Source organism: Saccharopolyspora sp. ASAGF58, from assembly GCF_012277335.1.
GTDB lineage: Bacteria > Actinomycetota > Actinomycetes > Mycobacteriales > Pseudonocardiaceae > Saccharopolyspora > Saccharopolyspora hattusasensis.
In genome coordinates this window covers 900,289-916,020 of sequence record NZ_CP040605.1, presented here as the reverse complement: position 1 = coordinate 916,020, position 15,732 = coordinate 900,289, and the positions used below count along the sequence as shown (strand labels likewise).

Here is a 15,732-nt window from a genome sequence, read left to right as displayed (position 1 = left end):
CTCGGACGGACGGCCATGACGGGCACGATCAGGCGAAAGGAGATCACATGGCCGTCGAAGGCGTCAGCAAGGTCGTCGTCGGCGGTGCGGGACCAGCAGCGCGCGAAGGCTCGTGAGTGCGAATTCCGGTTCTTACCGGAAGAGGCACTCACGAGCTCAGTCGGTGGTTCGCCAGAACTGACGCTTCTTCACGTCGCGCACGAGGATTCCGTGCTTGACCAGTTCGGTGCGCAGCAGCGCCGCTTCCTTCCCGTCGCGTTTGCGCAGCGCGCGTTCGCGGGCCGCCATCAGCGAGTTGATCCGCAGCGACAGCTCCGGCGTGTCCTCGACCCACAGGCTGTAAGAGCCGGTGAACGGGTCCTTGTCCCGCCACGGGTAGCCGTGGTCGGTGAAGGCCCTGCGCAGCGCGAACCTGTCCAAATCGGACGGTTGCCGGATGTGCTCGCCGCCGGATTCGTCCAGCACCACGAGGTTCTTGCCGTCGACGTACACGTAACCGACCTCGGCGCGCGCAATGTGCTGCTGCTGCGACCGCCCGACGGTCAGCACCACCTGCTCCGGTTCGACGGTGACAGTCAGCCGCTCCTGTGCCATCAGCCCGGCGAAGCCAAGCCCGAGGATCGCGCCGATGGCGATGGCGCCTACCGAGCCCCACGGGTCGGGCACCGACGCGGCGAGCTGGAACACGCCCTGGAACGGCGCCCACGGCAACCCGGCGACCCAGGCGGACGCCAGCCGCAACAACCAGACGACCAGCGCTCCCAACAACGGGCAGACGATCCACGAACCGTGCCGGACCAGGCGGTGCTCGGTGACGGTCGTCGCGGCGGGTTCTGCAGCCATTCCGCCATTATCGCCACCGGCCGAGCGCTGGGGCCGCTGGTGCGGCAGAGGTTGATGCCCGTTCCGTCTCCTGCCGGATCAGGCTCCTGCCTCGCGGAGCAGGATGTCCACCGCGGCGTCGTTGCGCGCGGTCTCCTTCTCGATGACGTCGTCGGGCGGGTAGAAGCCGTCGATGCCGTCGCCGTTGGCCGGGTACATCTCGAAGGTGTAGGCCAGGATCTTGTGCTGGCCCCACATCCAGTCCAGGCTGTCGCCGTCGGTGACGTAGAGGTCGCTGGACTGCTGCGGGGTGTAGCCGTTGGTCTTGGCCATCTCGCCGCCGACCCGCGCGAACCGGTCGTACTCCTCCTGCGTCATGCCCTCGGTGACGTCGTCACTGGTGTGCCCGAAGGGCCACAGCACGAGCTCGGAGTAGGTGTGGAAGTCGATCGCGGCCTTGATCTGCTGCACGCCGCCGACCACCCGCGAGTCGATGAAGTGGCGCATCGCCGCGGTCTCCGGCGCCGACCATGCGGCCGGGCCCCGGTAGGTCTCGCCGTTCGGGTCGTCGTCGGAGCCGCCGCAGCAGCCCCACTTGTAACCCCAGTTGCGGTTGAGATCGGTGCCGGCGTCCTGCCGGTTCTTGCGCCACCCCTGGAACTCGCCGGACTCCACGTCGTAGGACGAGCCGTCCGGGTTGACCACCGGGATGATCCAGACCTCCCGGTTGTCGACCGAGTCCTTGATCCCCTGGTCGCCGGCGTAGCCGTCGGTGAGCCGGTTGGCGATGTGCAGGCACATCTCGGTGGTCAGGTGTTCGCGGGCGTGCTGGTTGCAGTCGAACAGCACCTCGGGCTCGTCCTCGTCCTGCCCGACGTTGTCGCTGATCTTCAGCACCGGGATGTCGCGGCCCTCGAAGGACTTGCCGATGCTGGACTTCGCCGCGATGTCCGGGTGGTCCTTCACCACGGCGTCGAGCTCGGCGTTCATCTCGTCGAGGTTGTGGTAGCCCTCGTACCCGGGCGGGAAGTCGCCCGGCACCCGCTGCGCCGGGTTGATCCGCTTGAGCGCGTCGGCGACCTTGGTCTCGGCGTTGAGCACGAACCCGGCGGCGCGCAACTGCTCGGCCTGCGCCGGGGTGGCCTCCACGGTGGCCACCGCGCCGTACACCGCGATGACCTGGGCGCCGGTGCGGTTGATTTCGGTTCGCGTCTTGCTGTCGGTGTTGGGAACGCGGTAGGTGGCCAAGTCCCGGGCGGCGGTCGCCCCGGTCGGCTCCGCGGACACGCCGGCCTGGATAGGGGCCAGCAGGACCAGGCACGCGGCGGTCGCCACGGTCACTGCCTTGCGCCGTGAGCTGAACATCGGGTCTCCGATCGATCACTGGTGGTGATGTTGGCAGGTTCTAGGAGCCGCCCGATGTTGGCAAGCTACTGGCGAACAATGGCCGCATGTTGACATTTTCCCACTCAGGGCCCTCGTCCGGGGTGACCTGCGACCGGGTTCGAGGACGGCCGCGTCCCGCGGCGATTACCCTGGTCGTGTAGCCCCCGGGTATTGGAAGGACGCACATGCTCACCCGTACCGACCTGCGCGGTCGCGTTCCGTCCACCGTCGAGCTGCGCGCGACGCTGCCGCGCGCCGAGATGGACGTCGAGCACGTGCTGCATCGGGTCCGGCCGGTGATCGAGTCGATCCGCGACCGCGGGGTGGAAGCCGTCCTCGAATTCACCGAGAAGTTTGATTCCGTCCGACCGGAACGGGTGCGGGTGGCGGCCGCCGAGCTGAGGCGGGCCCTCGACGATCTCGACCCGGCGGTGCGCGCGGCCCTGGAGGAGTCGATCGCCCGCGCCCGCAGGGTGCACGACGACCAGCGGCGCACCGACACGACGACGCAGGTCGTGCCCGGTGGCACGGTCACCGAGCGCTGGGTGCCGGTCGCCCGCGTCGGCCTGTACGCGCCGGGCGGGCTGGCGGTCTACCCGTCCAGCGTGGTGATGAACGTGGTCCCGGCGCAGGCCGCCGGGGTGGAGTCGCTGGTGGTGTGCAGCCCGCCGCAGGCGGAGTTCGGCGGCCGGCCGCACCCGACGATCCTGGCCGCCGCGCAGCTGCTCGGCGTCGAGGAGGTCTGGGCGGTCGGCGGCGCGCAGGCGGTGGCGCTGCTGGCCTACGGCGGGCACGACACCGACGGCGCCGAGCTGACGCCGGTGGACATGGTGACCGGGCCGGGCAACGTCTACGTGACCGCCGCCAAGCGGCACCTGCGCAGCCTGATCGGCATCGACTCGGAGGCCGGGCCGACGGAGATCGCGGTGCTGGCCGACGAGACGGCCGACGCGGCGCACGTGGCCGCCGACCTGATCAGCCAGGCCGAGCACGACACCCTCGCGGCGAGCGTGCTGGTGACCACCTCGGTCGAGCTGGCCGACGCGGTCGACGCCGAGCTGGAGCGCCAGGTGGCGCAGACCAAGCACGTCGAGCGGATCAGCACCGCGCTGGCCGGTGAGCAGTCCGGCTGCATCTTGGTGTCCACTGTGGAGGACGGCCTCCGGGTGGTGGACGCGTACGCCGGCGAGCACTTGGAGATCCAGACCGCGGACGCCGAAGCGGTGGCCGCGCGGGTGCGCAACGCGGGCGCGATCTTCGTCGGCCCGTACGCGCCGGTGTCGCTGGGCGACTACTGCGCGGGCTCCAACCACGTGCTGCCCACCGGTGGCTGCGCGCGGCACTCGTCCGGCCTGAGCGTGCAGAGCTTCCTGCGCGGTATCCACGTGATCTCCTACAGCGAGCAGGCGCTCCGCGACGTCGCGGACCAGGTGGTGGCGCTGGCCAACGCCGAGGACCTGCCCGCGCACGGTCAGGCGGTCACCGCCCGCTTCTCCCGCTGAGCGCCCGGAACAACCGAAGGTAGAACCCATGAGTGACGTGCTCGGCGCCGACACGACGCTGGCCGACCTGCCGCTTCGGGACGATCTGCGCGGCCGCAGCCCTTACGGCGCGCCGCAGCTGGACGTCTCGGTTCGGCTCAACACCAACGAGAATCCCTACCCGCCGCCGCAGGAACTCGTCGACGACGTGACCGCCGCGGTGCAGGAAGCCGCCACGGCGCTGCACCGCTACCCGGACCGCGATGCCACGGCGCTGCGCGCCGACCTCGCCGCGTACCTGACCGAGGCCACCGGCGTGCAACTGGCGACCGGGAACCTGTGGGCGGCCAACGGTTCCAACGAGGTCCTGCAGCAGATCCTGCAGGCCTTCGGCGGGCCCGGCCGCACCGCGCTCGGCTTCGTTCCGTCGTACTCGATGCACCCGATCCTGTCGGCGGGCACCCGCACCGACTGGCTGCCCGCGCCGCGCCGCGACGACTTCAGCCTGGACGGCGCGCAGGCTGCCCGCATCGTCGCGGAGAAGCGGCCCAGCGTGGTGTTCGTGACCAGCCCGAACAACCCCACCGGGCAGTCGGTGTCGCAGGACGACCTGCGCGCGATCCTGGACGTCGCCCCCGGCGTGGTCGTGGTGGACGAGGCGTACGCCGAGTTCTCCGCCCGGCCCAGCGCGATCGAGCTGATCCGGCAGTACCCGGCGAAGGTGATCGTCAGCCGCACGATGAGCAAGGCGTTCGCGTTCGCCGGCGGTCGGCTCGGCTACCTGGCGGCGGCCCCCGCCGTGATCGACGCCCTGCTGCTGGTGCGCCTGCCGTACCACCTGTCGGTGGTCACCCAGGCCGCCGCGCGGGCGGCCCTGCGGCACGCCGAGGCCACCCTCGGTTCGGTGCGGGCGCTGGTCGACGAGCGCGAGCGGGTCGTGGAAGCGTTGCGGGAGCAGGGTTTCTCGCCGGTGCCCAGCGACGCCAACTTCGTCCTCTTCGGACGGTTCGCGGACGCGCACCGCGCGTGGCAGCGCTACCTGGACGCCGACGTGCTGATCCGCGACGTCGGGATCCCCGGCCACCTGCGGGTCACCATCGGCACGCCGGAGGAGAACGACGCCTTCCTGGCGGCGAGCAAGGTCGTGAGCGAGGAGATCAGCAAGTGACATTCCAGCCCGGGACCCGGGTCGGCCGGGTCGAACGCACCACCAAGGAATCCTCGGTGCTGGTCGAACTCGACCTCGACGGTACGGGGCAGGTCGAAATCGACACCACGGTGCCGTTCTTCGACCACATGCTCACCGCGCTGGGCACCCACGCGGCCTTCGACCTGAAGGTGAAATCGGCCGGCGACATCCACATCGACGCGCACCACACGGTGGAGGACACCGCGATCGTGCTCGGCCAGGCGCTGCGTCAGGCGCTCGGCGATAAGAAGGGCATCCGCCGCTTCGGCGACGCCTGGATCCCGATGGACGAGACCCTCGCGCACGCGGCGGTGGACGTCTCGGGCCGCTCGTACTGCGTGATGACGGGCGAACCGGAGCAGTTCAACAGCTTCACGATCGGCGGCAACTACCCGTTCGTCCTGAACCGCCACGTGTTCGAGTCGCTGGCGTTCCACTCCCAGATCAACCTGCACACCAGGGTGATCCACGGCCGCGACCCGCACCACATCGCGGAAGCCCAGTACAAGGCGATCGCCCGAGCCCTGCGAGCGGCGGTCGAACCCGACCCCCGCTTCGCCGGAGTGGTCCCGTCCACGAAGGGCGCCCTGTAGGAGGTCGTGAGTGCGAAACCGAGCCGGAGCCCGGTTATGCACTCACGACTCCAGATCCCGGTTGACGGCGTCGATTGCGTCGCTGAGTGCGGCGAAGCCGCGGCGGGTGCAGCTGAGCACGAGCTCGTCGTTGCCGCGGAAGATCAGGTTCACCTCGTCGACGCCCTCGTCGTACTCGTGCGTGACCTCGACGGTCTCCGAGATCCCGACCAACGTGGCGGTCTCAACCCCTTGCCCTCGGTACACAGCCGACTCCCCTCCGGGTACAAGACCCGAACTAGATAAGGTTCAGTGGACGGAAACTTTAAAGGGACTAAGTCCCCTTATTGTCTACTTTAAGGGGACTTAGGTAGGGATGTGGAAGTCCCTGAACGGGTGGTTGGAGGTCGCGACATGAGCTACGGCCGACCGACGGTGGAGCGACGCCAGCTCGGGCTGATGCTTAAGAAACTGCGCGAGCTGAAGGGCGTCTCGCAAAACGACGCGGCCCGCGAGATCGGAAGGAAGCAGACCCGCATCAGCCGAGCCGAGAACGGCGTCGGCTCCCTCGCACGAGAAGAGCTGGCTCGGCTGCTGGACTTCTACGGCATAAGCGAGGACGAGCGGGCTACGGCGTTGGCGCTGGGCAATCAAGCCCGCAAGCGCCAACGTGGTCGGACATACGCTGACAACCTGCCTCGTTCGTTCGAGCGCTTGGCTGACCTCCAAGCCGATGCCGAAGCGATCGGGTTCTACGAAACCGGAATTGTGCCCGGCTTGGCGCAATCACCTGATTACGCCCGGGCCGTGATCATGGCCTTTGATGGTGTGTGGTGGGAAACGTCGGTTCTGGAGGTGGAGAGCCGTCTCGAGTTCCGCATGGAGCAGCAGCGACGAGTGCTGGAGGCGGCCGTGCCGAAGGACATCTCTTTCGTGCTCACCGAAACCGCCCTTGATCAGGTCGTCGGCGGGGTTTCCGTGCTGAGGGGCCAGCTTCTGCATCTGCTCCAGCTATCCGAGCGTCCCAATGTGGCTGTTCGGGTGCTGCCAAGCAGCGTGCCGGACAACCCACTTCTCGGCGGCGGACTCATCACTCTCGACTTCGGAACGTCAGCGCCAAGGATCGTGTTCGTTCCTGTTCTGTACGGGCCATCGACCTACCACGATCAAGAGGTGGACACTGTGCCGATGTTCCGCGCGTTCGAAGCTGTGGAAAAGATTTCGTTGGCTGAGGAATCTTCCCGAACCCTCCTGATCGACAAGCTGAAGAGGATCGGTTCATGAGCTATGACACCGGGTGGTTCAAGAGTAGTCGCAGCTCAGGCGGCAGCAATGCGTGCGTCGAGGTCCGATTAACCGACCAGGCTGTGGATGTGCGGGATTCGAAGGTCCCGGAGGCTGGCCACATCCAGGTCAGCCACGCCGCTTGGCGCGCATTCCTGAACCTTCTCCGCTGAACTGGTTCCTCGGCCGCGGTTCGACGTTTCCACTGGTCACCTCCGCCAGCAGGCGAACGGCTGCTCGGCGTGGTTGGGCGGGTGCTGGTGGTTACGCCGTCTGGATGACATCGGTGGTTTGCCGTTGCGTCACGATGGGTCTTTCGCCGCTTCTCCCTCCTCGATGACGATGTCCGCTCGTGACTGAGGTTTCTCGACGTCGGGTTCTGACCGGTGCTTCCGGGGTCGTCGGCGGCGCTGCCGCCGCTTCGCTGCTGCCGCCTTCGCTGCACGAGGCCATGGCGCGGCCGGCTCCCAAAGGCGGCTTGGACGCGATCGAGCACGTCATGGTGCTGATGCAGGAGAACCGTTCCTTCGACCACTACTTCGGCACGCTTCGCGGCGTGCGCGGTTACGGCGACCGGCGGCCGTTGCAGCAGCCCGATGGCCGGCCCGTGTTCCAGCAGCCCACCGTCGGTGGTGAGGTGCTGCCGTTCTCGCTGCGGCAGGGTGCCGAGCGCGAGGGGCGTCCGGTGTCGGACATCCAGTACCTCGGCGCCCTCGACCACAGCTGGGACGGCAGCGGCAAGGCGTGGGCGCGCGGCTGGAACAACGACTGGATCGCCGCCAAGACAGCCGCGACCATGACGTACTACGAGCGGCAGGACATCCCGCTGCAGTACGAGCTGGCCGACACGTTCACCATCTGTGACGCCTACCACTGCTCGGTTTTCGGCTCCACCAACCCGAACCGCAACTACCTGTGGACCGGCACCACCGGCAACGAGCCGGGTAGTACCAAGCGCGCCGTCACCAACGCCGCCTACAACTACGACCACGCCGGCTACGAGTGGACCACGTACCCGGAGCGGCTCCAGAAGGCCGGGCTCTCCTGGCAGATCTATCAGGAGTGGGACAACTTCACCGACAACGCGGTCGAGTACTTCAAGACGTTCAAGACGATCGGCCACAAGATGCTCGCCTCGGTGGACGGGAACTTCCGCACCACCGAGGAGTTCTACACCGCCTTGTTCGACAAGCCCGCCGCGGAGCAGCAGCGGCTGCTCAAGCAGCTGGAGGCCGGTCGCGCGGCGTTGACCGAGGCCGAGCGTAGCCTGTTCGACCGCGCGATGTACCGCAGCGAGCCGGGCACGCTCGTCCAGCGGCTCCGCGACGACATCAAGGCGAAGCGGCTGCCGAAGGTGGTCTGGCTGGTTCCGTCCGCTGTGGACTCCGAGCACCCGAGCAGCTCCACGCCGGTCGGCAGCGCCAACCTGATCTACGAGGTGCTGGACGCCATCGCCCACCCGAAGATCTGGTCGAAGACCGCGCTGCTGCTCAACTTCGACGAGAACGACGGCTTCTTCGACCACGTGCCGCCTCCGGTGCCGCCGAAGCCGGAGTCCGGCAACGGCGACGACTACTTCGAGGGGCAGCCGATCGGGCTCGGTCCGCGGGTGCCGATGACCGTGGTGTCGCCCTGGACGATCGGCGGTTTCGTCAACTCCGAGGTGTTCGACCACACGTCGGTGCTGCGGCTGCTGGAGCGCTGGACCGGTGTCCAGGAACCGAACATCAGCTCCTGGCGGCGCTCCGCGTGCGGCGACCTGACCTCCGTGTTCGACTTCGAGAACGCGGCGAAGGCGCCGAAGCCCGCCGAGCCGGGCCCGGTGCCCGAGCCGATCAAGCGCTGGCACCCCAAGCCGCCGGCGGAGCAGGCGCTGCCGGTTCAGGAGCAGGGTCGGCGGCCGGCGCGAGCGCTGCCGTACCAGCCGCAGGTCTCCGGTGCGGTGAACGGGGAAGCGGTCGGGCTGCGGCTCGGCAACGCCGGTCCGGGCTCCGCGCACTTCACGATCTACCCGTACGCGGGTGAACTGCCCGCACCGTCTCATGTGGACGTCTGCGGCGAGCAGGTGGTGGACGTGCCGGTGCGCGAGGACTACCGGCTCGCGGTGCAGGGGCCGAACCGGTTCTGGTTCGAGCTCAGCGGTTCCCGCAGCGGCAAGGCGGCGGGCATCGACGTGCGGACGAACCCCGACGCCCGTTCCGGCGGGCTGTCGCTGGAACTGCGCAACAGCGGCGGCGTGGCCGTCACGCTGCGCCTGCGGTCCCTGGGCTACGCGGCCGGTGAGCAGCGCGAGGTCCGGCTCGCCGCCGGTGGCGCGGAGACCGTGGCTTGGCCGACGGACCGGGGCTGGTACGACGTCGAGGTGACGGCCGCCCAGGACAAGTCGTTCCGGCGTCGCGCAACCGGCCGCGTCGAGAACGGCGCACCGGGCCTCACCGGCTGACCCCGACGGTCAGGTGCCGTGCGTGTTTTCGGGCGCTACAGCACCCGAAAACACGCACGGCCCGGCGATGCACACCGATATTTGCAATGCGTGATCGTCGATCCACGAGATTGATCAGGCGAAACGCAGAAGGGCCCGGTCACTGAGAGGACCGGGCCCTTCTGCGGAGCGTCAGCTCTTCGCTGCGACTGGGGACTTCTCGGGTTCTTCGTCGGCCGTGGTGGCGCCGCCGTGGCCATCGTCGACGAAGGACTGCTCGTTGAACGGGCTCTCGCCCGCGAACACCTGCTTCATCTGGTCGCGGTCGATCTCCTTGGTCCACGCGCCGATGAGGACGGTCGCGACCGCGTTGCCCGCGAAGTTGGTCAGCGCCCGCGCCTCGGACATGAACCGGTCGATGCCCACGATCAGGCCGACACCGTCCAGCAGTTCCGGCCGGTGCGACTGCAGCCCGCCGGCCAGGGTGGCCAGCCCGGCGCCGCTGACGCCCGCCGCGCCCTTCGAGGCGACCATCATGAACAGCAGCAGACCGACCTGCTCGCCCAGCGACAGCGGGTCACCCATCGCGCTCGCGATGAACAGCGACGCCATGGTCAGGTAGATCATGGTGCCGTCCAGGTTGAACGAGTAGCCGGTCGGCACCGTGATGCCCACTACCGGCTTGCTCACCCCGAGGTGCTCCATTTTCGCGATCAGCCGCGGCAGCGCCGCCTCCGACGACGAGGTGGACACGATCAGCAGGAACTCGCGTCCCAGGTAGCGCAGCAGCGAGAAGATGTTGACCCGCGCGAACGTCCACAGGACCGGGCCCAGCACCAGGAACACGAACAGCAGGCAGGTCGTGTAGAAGCCCAGCATGATCACGGCCAGGCCCTTGAGCGCCTGCACCCCGGTCGCACCGACGACCGCGGCGATCGCACCGAACGCGCCGACCGGCGCCGCCCACATGACCATCGCCAGCATCTTGAACACCAGTCGCTGGATGTGCTCGATGCCGCGCAGGACCGGTGCGCCCTTGTCGCCCAGCGCCTGCAGCGCGAAACCGGCCAGCAACGCGACCAGCAGCGTCTGCAGCACCTGTCCCTCGGTCAACGAGGAAACGAGGGTGTGCGGGATGATCCCGAGCAGGAAGTCGGTGGTGCTCTCGGCGCCGTCACCGGCCTGCTGGGCACCCTGGCCGCGCAGCGAGTCGGTGATGTGCAGGCCCTCACCGGGGTGCAGCACGTTGCCGACCAGCAGGCCGATGACCAGCGCCACCACGGACATGACCATGAAGTAGGCCAGCGCGAGGCCGCCGACCTTGCCGACCTTGGCGGCCTTCCGCACGCCGCCCACGCCGAGCACGATGGTGCAGAAGATGACCGGCGAGATCATCATCTTGATCAGGTTGACGAACCCGGTACCCAGCGGCTTGAGGGCCTTGCCGAGGTCGGGCGCGAGGAAGCCAACGGCGATGCCTGCCACGACTGCGGCGATCACCGCGATGTACAGGTAATGCGTTCGATCCCGACGGTGTGTCTGCGCAGCGTCTTTGCTTGCCACTGTTGCACTCCTACTGGGATACCGGGTCACTCGTACCAGCCGTGTCCCAGGTCACGGTCCGGCCGGATGAGACTATCTGCGCCAGGTATCGTCTGCGTCACGCTTCTGTTCATTGTGTTCATCTCTTCGACATGGGTTCGTCATGCCTTCCGCCGATGACCGGAACTGGTTCGGCCGCGTCCGGCCACGCTGGAGCCTGGCCCGCCAGCTGTTCGTGCTCCAAGTGGTCGTCGTGGCCGTCGTGGTGCTCACCGGAGCCCTGCTGGCTTGGTACGACGCGGGGCAGCGCAACGAGGAGAAGGCCACGGACAAGGTCCTCACGGTGGCCCGCGTCCTGGCCGCGCAGCCCGCGGTGCGCGACGGGCTGACCGCGCCGGACCCGACGGCCACGCTGCAGCCGCTGGCCGAACGCGTCCGGGCCGAGACCGGCGTCGATTTCATCACGATCATGTCCCCGGCCGGCATCCGCTACACGCACCCGGACCCGACGCGCATCGGGCAGCCGTTCATCGGGCACATCGAGCAGGCCGTCGCCGGGCAGGTTTTCACCGAGACCTACACCGGCACGCTCGGCCCGTCGGTGCGCGCGGTGGTGCCGGTCTATGACGACGCGCACCGGCTGGTCGGACTGGTGTCGGACGGCATCACGGTGCTGATGCTCACCGCCGAGCTGCGCGATCAGGTGACCGCACTGGTCGTGGTCGCGGTGGGGGCGCTGCTGGTCGGCGGGCTGCTGACGTACCTGGTCAGCGCCCGGATCCGGCGCCACACCCACGGGCTGCGGCCCGCTGAGCTCAGCCGCATGTACGAGTACCACGACGCGATCCTGCATGCGGTGCGCGAGGGATTGCTGCTGGTGGCGCCGTCCGGGCAGATCACCTTGTGCAACGATGGTGCCGCTGTGTTGCTCTCGCTGGATCCCCTCGAAACCGAAGGCAAGCACGTGTCCGAGCTCGGCCTCCCGCAGTCCCTTGTGGAGACTCTTGCGACGGGGCGGGCGGTGCGCGACGAGGTCCACCTGACCGACGACCACGTGCTGCTGGTCAACGTGTCGCAGATCCGCAGCGGTGAGCGCGACCTGGGCACCGTGGTCACGCTGCGCGACCACACTGAATTGCAGGCGTTGAGCGGCGAGCTGGACTCGATGCGCGGGTTCGCCGAGTCGCTGCGCTCCCAGGCCCACGAGTCGGCGAACCGGCTGCACACCGTGGTGTCGCTGATCGAGCTGGGCCGCGCTGAGGAGGCCGTCGCGTTCGCCACCGCCGAACTGCGGCTCGCCCAGCAGCTGACCGATCGGGTGGTCGGGGCGGTCGGCGAGTCGGTGCTCGCCGCGGTGCTGCTGGGCAAGAGCGCCGAGGCGGGGGAGCGCGGCGTGGAGGTCGTGCTGAGCGCCGACACCGAGATCGACGACATCGACGTGGGACACATCGACTCCCGGGACCTGGTGACCATCCTCGGGAACCTGATCGACAACGCCGTCGAGGCGACCATGGAAAGCGCGCGCCCGCGAGTGGAGGTGACCCTCCGGTCCACTGAGGACGGTGTGCTGATCCAGGTCGCCGACAACGGGCCGGGGGTCGATCCGGGGAGCGCGCAGCGGGTCTTCCAGCGCGGTTGGTCGACGAAGGATGACGGCCGCGGGCTCGGGCTCGCGCTGGTCGGGCAGAGCGTGCGCCGCCACCGCGGCAGCATCGACGTGCACAACGAGGGCGGCGCGGTGTTCACCGTGCTGTTGCCCAGCCGTTTTGGGTGCCGGGGATCGGACGTGGCTCGGTGATCGCGGTCCTCGTCGTCGAAGACGACCCGCTGGTGGGTGAGGCGCACGAGACCTATGTCAACCGGGTTGCCGGCTTCGCGGTGGCCGGCCGGGTCCGCACCGGCCAGGAAGCCCTGCGGTTCGTCGAACGCACCTCCGTCGACCTGGTGCTGCTCGACCTGCGGCTGCCCGACATGGACGGGCTGCAGGTCGCGCGGGCGCTGCGCACCGCGGGCAGCAACGCCGACGTGATCGCGGTGACCTCGGCCCGCGACCTCAAGGTGGTCCGGGCCGCGGTCTCCAGCGGCGTGGTGCAGTACCTCCTCAAGCCGTTCACGTTCGCGGCGATGCGGGAGAAGCTGGAGCACTACGCGCGCTTCCGGGCCAGCCTGGGCCATGATCGGGAGGTCAGCAGCCAGGCCGAGATCGACCGGGCGTTCTCCGCGCTGCGCGGCGTCGACCGAGCGGCGTTGCCGAAGGGCATGGGCGAGGAGACGCTCGCGGCGGTCGTCTCGGCGCTGCGCGCCAACCCCGAGGGAGCTCCGGCGGGGGCGGTCGGCGAAGCCATCGGGGTGTCGCGGGTGACGGCCCGCCGGTACCTGGAATACCTGATCAACAAGGGCATGGCCGAGCGCCGCCCGCTCTACGGCGCGGTCGGCCGCCCCGAGATGGCCTACCGCTGGATCGGCGAAGCCTGACCGGAAGCCCGTTCCCGATACCGCAATTTCAATGGAAATTGGACCTTCGATTTCCATTGAAATTGCGGTAACCCGTGGCGCGCGGACGGTCAGCGGCGGTCGGCTGTGGGGCGGAGGAGAGGTGCTCCAGGGCCGAATTCAGCCAGCTTGTCGTCGGCATTGTGCAGGGCGCAGGTGCGCAGCGAGAGGCAGCCGCAGCCGATGCAGCCGGTCAGGCGGTCGCGAAGCCGTTGCAGGCCGTCGATCCGGGCGTCCAGCTCGTCCCGCCAGCGGCGGGACAGCCGCGCCCAGTCCGCCTTGGTCGGAGCGTGGTCCTCGGGCAGCGTCGCGAGCGCCTCGGAAATCTGCTCCAGGCTCAGGCCGACCCGTTGCGCGGAGCGGATGAACGCCAGCCGGCGCAGCACCGAGCGGTCGTAGCGGCGCTGGTTTCCGGAGGTCCGGGTGGTGGCGATCAGGCCGCGCTGCTCGTAGAAGCGCAGCGCGGTCTGGGCGATCCCGCTGCGGTGTGCGACCTCTCCGATGGTCAGCAGTTTCGGTAGCTTGGACACGTCCGCCAGGTTAGCCGAAACTTAGAGCATGGTGCAGATATTTTCCCTTCTGCGGCCTTGACTTCCAGCGAGTTTCATGCTGGTCGGCATGACGATCACCGCACCGCCGGCCGGGTTCGGCTACCCCGATCTCCGGCCCCTGATGAGCGAAATGACGGGCGACGAGAAGCACTCCTTCGCCGCCACTTCCACGCTCGACGTGCTGTGGTGCTCTACGACCAGGTCCTGTCGGTCGACCCGCAGCGCCGCTCGACCCGGTCCTGGCCGCGACCGCGACGCTCGACATGACCGTGCTCTACACCGCCACCATCCGGCCGTTCGAGGTGACCTGCGCCGCCCGAGACGTGGTCTGATGCGCGATCCCGGTAGCCTTAAGGCCGTGGCACGAGTCGTCATCTTGGACTACGGATCAGGCAACCTCCGCTCCGCCGAACGCGCGCTCCAGCGCGTCGGGGCCGACGTCGAGGTGACCGCCGACCATCGTGCCGCGATGGAGGCCGACGGGCTGGTCGTTCCCGGTGTCGGGGCGTTCGCCGCGTGCATGGAGGGCCTGCTCCACGTCGGCGGCGACAAGATCATCGACCACCGGCTGGCCGGCGACCGCCCCGTCCTGGGGATCTGCGTCGGCATGCAGGTGCTCTTCGACGAGGGCGTCGAGCACGGCATGCAGGCCAACGGCTGCGGCCAGTGGCCGGGCACCGTCGAGCGGCTGCAGGCCGACATCCTGCCGCACATGGGCTGGAACGAGGTGCAAGCGCCGGCGGGCAGCACCCTGTTCGCCGGCATCGAGCCGGGCACCCGGTTCTACTTCGTGCACTCCTTCGGCGTCCGCGAGTGGCAGCTGCCGCCGTCGGACGCGATCGCGCCGCCGCTGGTGACCTGGGCCGAGCACGGCGAACCGTTCGTCGCCGCAGTGGAGAACGGACCGCTGGCGGCGACCCAGTTCCACCCGGAGAAGTCCGGGGAGGCGGGCGCGCGGCTGCTGCGGAACTGGCTGGACAGCCTGTGACGCGGCGGCACGGCCTGCTGGGGCCGCGGGCGGTCCGGCTTATCGCCCTGGTCCTGGCGCTGGTGATGATCGCGGGCCTCGGCGCGCCCTACCTGCTGCAGGCCGGGGTGCCGCTGTGGATGGTGCTGCTGCTGGTGCTGATCGTGCTTGCGGTGCCCGTCGTCGCCGTGGCCCGAAGCGACCGCACCCGCCGCTGAGCAGGGCAGGTGCGGCGTCGTAGGGTTGGGGCGTGACTTTCACGCTACTTCCCGCTGTTGACGTTGCCGACGGTCAGGCAGTGCGCCTCGTGCAGGGTGCCGCCGGTACCGAGACCTCCTACGGAGACCCGCTGGAGGCCGCGCTGGCCTGGCAGCGCGCGGGGGCGGAGTGGATCCATCTGGTCGACCTGGACGCCGCGTTCGGCCGGGGCTCGAACCGGGCGCTGCTGGCCGAGGTGACCGGCAAGCTCGACGTGCAGGTGGAGCTCTCCGGTGGCATCCGCAACGACGCCTCGCTGGAGGCCGCGCTGGCCACCGGCTGCGCGCGGGTCAACCTCGGCACCGCCGCGCTGGAGAACCCACAGTGGGCGGACCGGGTGGTCGCCGAGTACGGCGAGCGGGTCGCGGTCGGGCTGGACGTGCGGATCACCGAGCAGGGCCACCGGCTGGCCGCGCGCGGCTGGACCAAGGACGGCGGCGACCTGTGGGAGGTGCTGGCCCGGCTGGACGCCGCCGGCTGCCGCCGCTACGTGGTCACCGACGTCAGCAAGGACGGCACGCTGCAGGGGCCGAACATCGCGCTGTTGCGCGAGGTCTGCGCCCGTACCGAAGCTCCGGTGATCGCCTCCGGCGGTGTGTCCAGTGTGGACGACCTGGTGGAGCTGTCGAAGCTCGCGCCGGTCGGCCTGGAGGGCTCGATCGTCGGAAAGGCGCTCTACGCACGGAACTTCACGCTCGAAGAGGCCCTCGCCGCCGTGCGCTGAGCGCCCCGTCCATCGCACCGCACGGCCGAGTCTCTACCCTG

Annotated in this window: 16 protein-coding genes; 11 read left to right on the top strand and 5 right to left on the bottom strand. The window is 69.0% G+C overall.

Features of this window, described 5'->3' with window-relative positions:
• Positions 1–156: 156 nt before the first annotated feature.
• The gene (locus FDZ84_RS04005) at positions 157–843 is read right to left on the bottom strand and encodes a hypothetical protein (protein WP_168584770.1); all 687 of its coding nucleotides are present in this window, start codon (positions 841–843) and stop codon (positions 157–159) included.
• A 78-nt stretch (positions 844–921) separates the two neighbouring features.
• The gene (locus FDZ84_RS04000) at positions 922–2,187 is read right to left on the bottom strand and encodes a M14 family metallopeptidase (protein ID WP_168584769.1); all 1,266 of its coding nucleotides are present in this window, start codon (positions 2,185–2,187) and stop codon (positions 922–924) included.
• A 206-nt stretch (positions 2,188–2,393) separates the two neighbouring features.
• Between FDZ84_RS04000 and hisD the strand changes: the two genes are divergently transcribed.
• The 3 genes from hisD to hisB are packed head-to-tail and all read left to right on the top strand — an operon-like array spanning position 2,394 to position 5,471.
• Positions 2,394–3,710, top strand: coding sequence for a histidinol dehydrogenase (gene hisD, locus FDZ84_RS03995; RefSeq protein WP_168584768.1), 1,317 nt, complete (start codon positions 2,394–2,396; stop codon positions 3,708–3,710).
• Between the two features lie 28 nt (positions 3,711–3,738).
• The gene (locus FDZ84_RS03990) at positions 3,739–4,857 is read left to right on the top strand and encodes a histidinol-phosphate transaminase (protein ID WP_168584767.1); all 1,119 of its coding nucleotides are present in this window, start codon (positions 3,739–3,741) and stop codon (positions 4,855–4,857) included.
• Positions 4,854–5,471 (top strand): imidazoleglycerol-phosphate dehydratase HisB, encoded by a 618-nt coding sequence (gene hisB, locus FDZ84_RS03985; protein WP_168584766.1) that lies wholly within the window; start codon positions 4,854–4,856, stop codon positions 5,469–5,471. The genes FDZ84_RS03990 and hisB overlap by 4 nt, the downstream gene beginning before the upstream one ends.
• A 42-nt stretch (positions 5,472–5,513) precedes the next feature.
• Here the strand turns inward: hisB and FDZ84_RS03980 are convergent, their stop codons facing one another.
• On the bottom strand, positions 5,514–5,717 hold the full coding sequence (locus FDZ84_RS03980) for a hypothetical protein (protein WP_168584765.1): 204 nt from the start codon (positions 5,715–5,717) through the stop codon (positions 5,514–5,516).
• Positions 5,718–5,864: 147 nt separating this feature from the next.
• Between FDZ84_RS03980 and FDZ84_RS03975 the strand changes: the two genes are divergently transcribed.
• From FDZ84_RS03975 to FDZ84_RS03965, 3 genes are all read left to right on the top strand, one after another.
• On the top strand, positions 5,865–6,734 hold the full coding sequence (locus FDZ84_RS03975; protein ID WP_168584764.1) for a helix-turn-helix transcriptional regulator: 870 nt from the start codon (positions 5,865–5,867) through the stop codon (positions 6,732–6,734).
• Positions 6,731–6,907 carry a DUF397 domain-containing protein gene (locus FDZ84_RS03970; RefSeq protein WP_168584763.1) on the top strand — a complete coding sequence of 59 codons (177 nt, stop codon included), beginning with the start codon at positions 6,731–6,733 and terminating at the stop codon, positions 6,905–6,907. The genes FDZ84_RS03975 and FDZ84_RS03970 overlap by 4 nt, the downstream gene beginning before the upstream one ends.
• Positions 6,908–7,086: 179 nt before the next feature.
• Positions 7,087–9,177, top strand: a complete 2,091-nt coding sequence (locus FDZ84_RS03965) for a phosphocholine-specific phospholipase C (protein ID WP_168584762.1) — start codon at positions 7,087–7,089, stop codon at positions 9,175–9,177.
• A 171-nt stretch (positions 9,178–9,348) separates the two neighbouring features.
• Here the strand turns inward: FDZ84_RS03965 and FDZ84_RS03960 are convergent, their stop codons facing one another.
• Positions 9,349–10,719 (bottom strand): cation:dicarboxylate symporter family transporter, encoded by a 1,371-nt coding sequence (locus FDZ84_RS03960; RefSeq protein WP_168584761.1) that lies wholly within the window; start codon positions 10,717–10,719, stop codon positions 9,349–9,351.
• Between the two features lie 142 nt (positions 10,720–10,861).
• Between FDZ84_RS03960 and FDZ84_RS03955 the strand changes: the two genes are divergently transcribed.
• Both FDZ84_RS03955 and FDZ84_RS03950 read left to right on the top strand, forming a co-directional pair.
• Entirely contained in the window at positions 10,862–12,496 is a 1,635-nt protein-coding gene (locus FDZ84_RS03955; RefSeq protein ID WP_168584760.1) for a sensor histidine kinase, read from the top strand.
• The gene (locus tag FDZ84_RS03950) at positions 12,493–13,173 is read left to right on the top strand and encodes a response regulator (protein ID WP_168584759.1); all 681 of its coding nucleotides are present in this window, start codon (positions 12,493–12,495) and stop codon (positions 13,171–13,173) included. Before FDZ84_RS03955 ends, FDZ84_RS03950 begins: the two co-directional genes overlap by 4 nt.
• A gap of 89 nt (positions 13,174–13,262) precedes the next feature.
• Here FDZ84_RS03950 and soxR read toward each other — a convergent pair whose 3' ends face one another.
• Positions 13,263–13,721, bottom strand: coding sequence for a redox-sensitive transcriptional activator SoxR (soxR, locus tag FDZ84_RS03945; protein ID WP_168584758.1), 459 nt, complete (start codon positions 13,719–13,721; stop codon positions 13,263–13,265).
• A gap of 352 nt (positions 13,722–14,073) precedes the next feature.
• On the opposite strand from soxR, the gene hisH reads away from it, so the two are divergent.
• From hisH to priA, 3 genes are read left to right on the top strand one after another with little or no spacing between them, the layout of a single operon-like run.
• Positions 14,074–14,730 carry an imidazole glycerol phosphate synthase subunit HisH gene (gene hisH, locus FDZ84_RS03935; protein ID WP_246869120.1) on the top strand — a complete coding sequence of 219 codons (657 nt, stop codon included), beginning with the start codon at positions 14,074–14,076 and terminating at the stop codon, positions 14,728–14,730.
• The gene (locus FDZ84_RS03930) at positions 14,727–14,927 is read left to right on the top strand and encodes a hypothetical protein (protein WP_168584076.1); all 201 of its coding nucleotides are present in this window, start codon (positions 14,727–14,729) and stop codon (positions 14,925–14,927) included. The genes hisH and FDZ84_RS03930 overlap by 4 nt, the downstream gene beginning before the upstream one ends.
• A 32-nt stretch (positions 14,928–14,959) precedes the next feature.
• Entirely contained in the window at positions 14,960–15,691 is a 732-nt protein-coding gene (gene priA, locus FDZ84_RS03925; RefSeq protein ID WP_168584757.1) for a bifunctional 1-(5-phosphoribosyl)-5-((5-phosphoribosylamino)methylideneamino)imidazole-4-carboxamide isomerase/phosphoribosylanthranilate isomerase PriA, read from the top strand.
• The last annotated feature ends 41 nt before the right edge of the window (positions 15,692–15,732 follow it).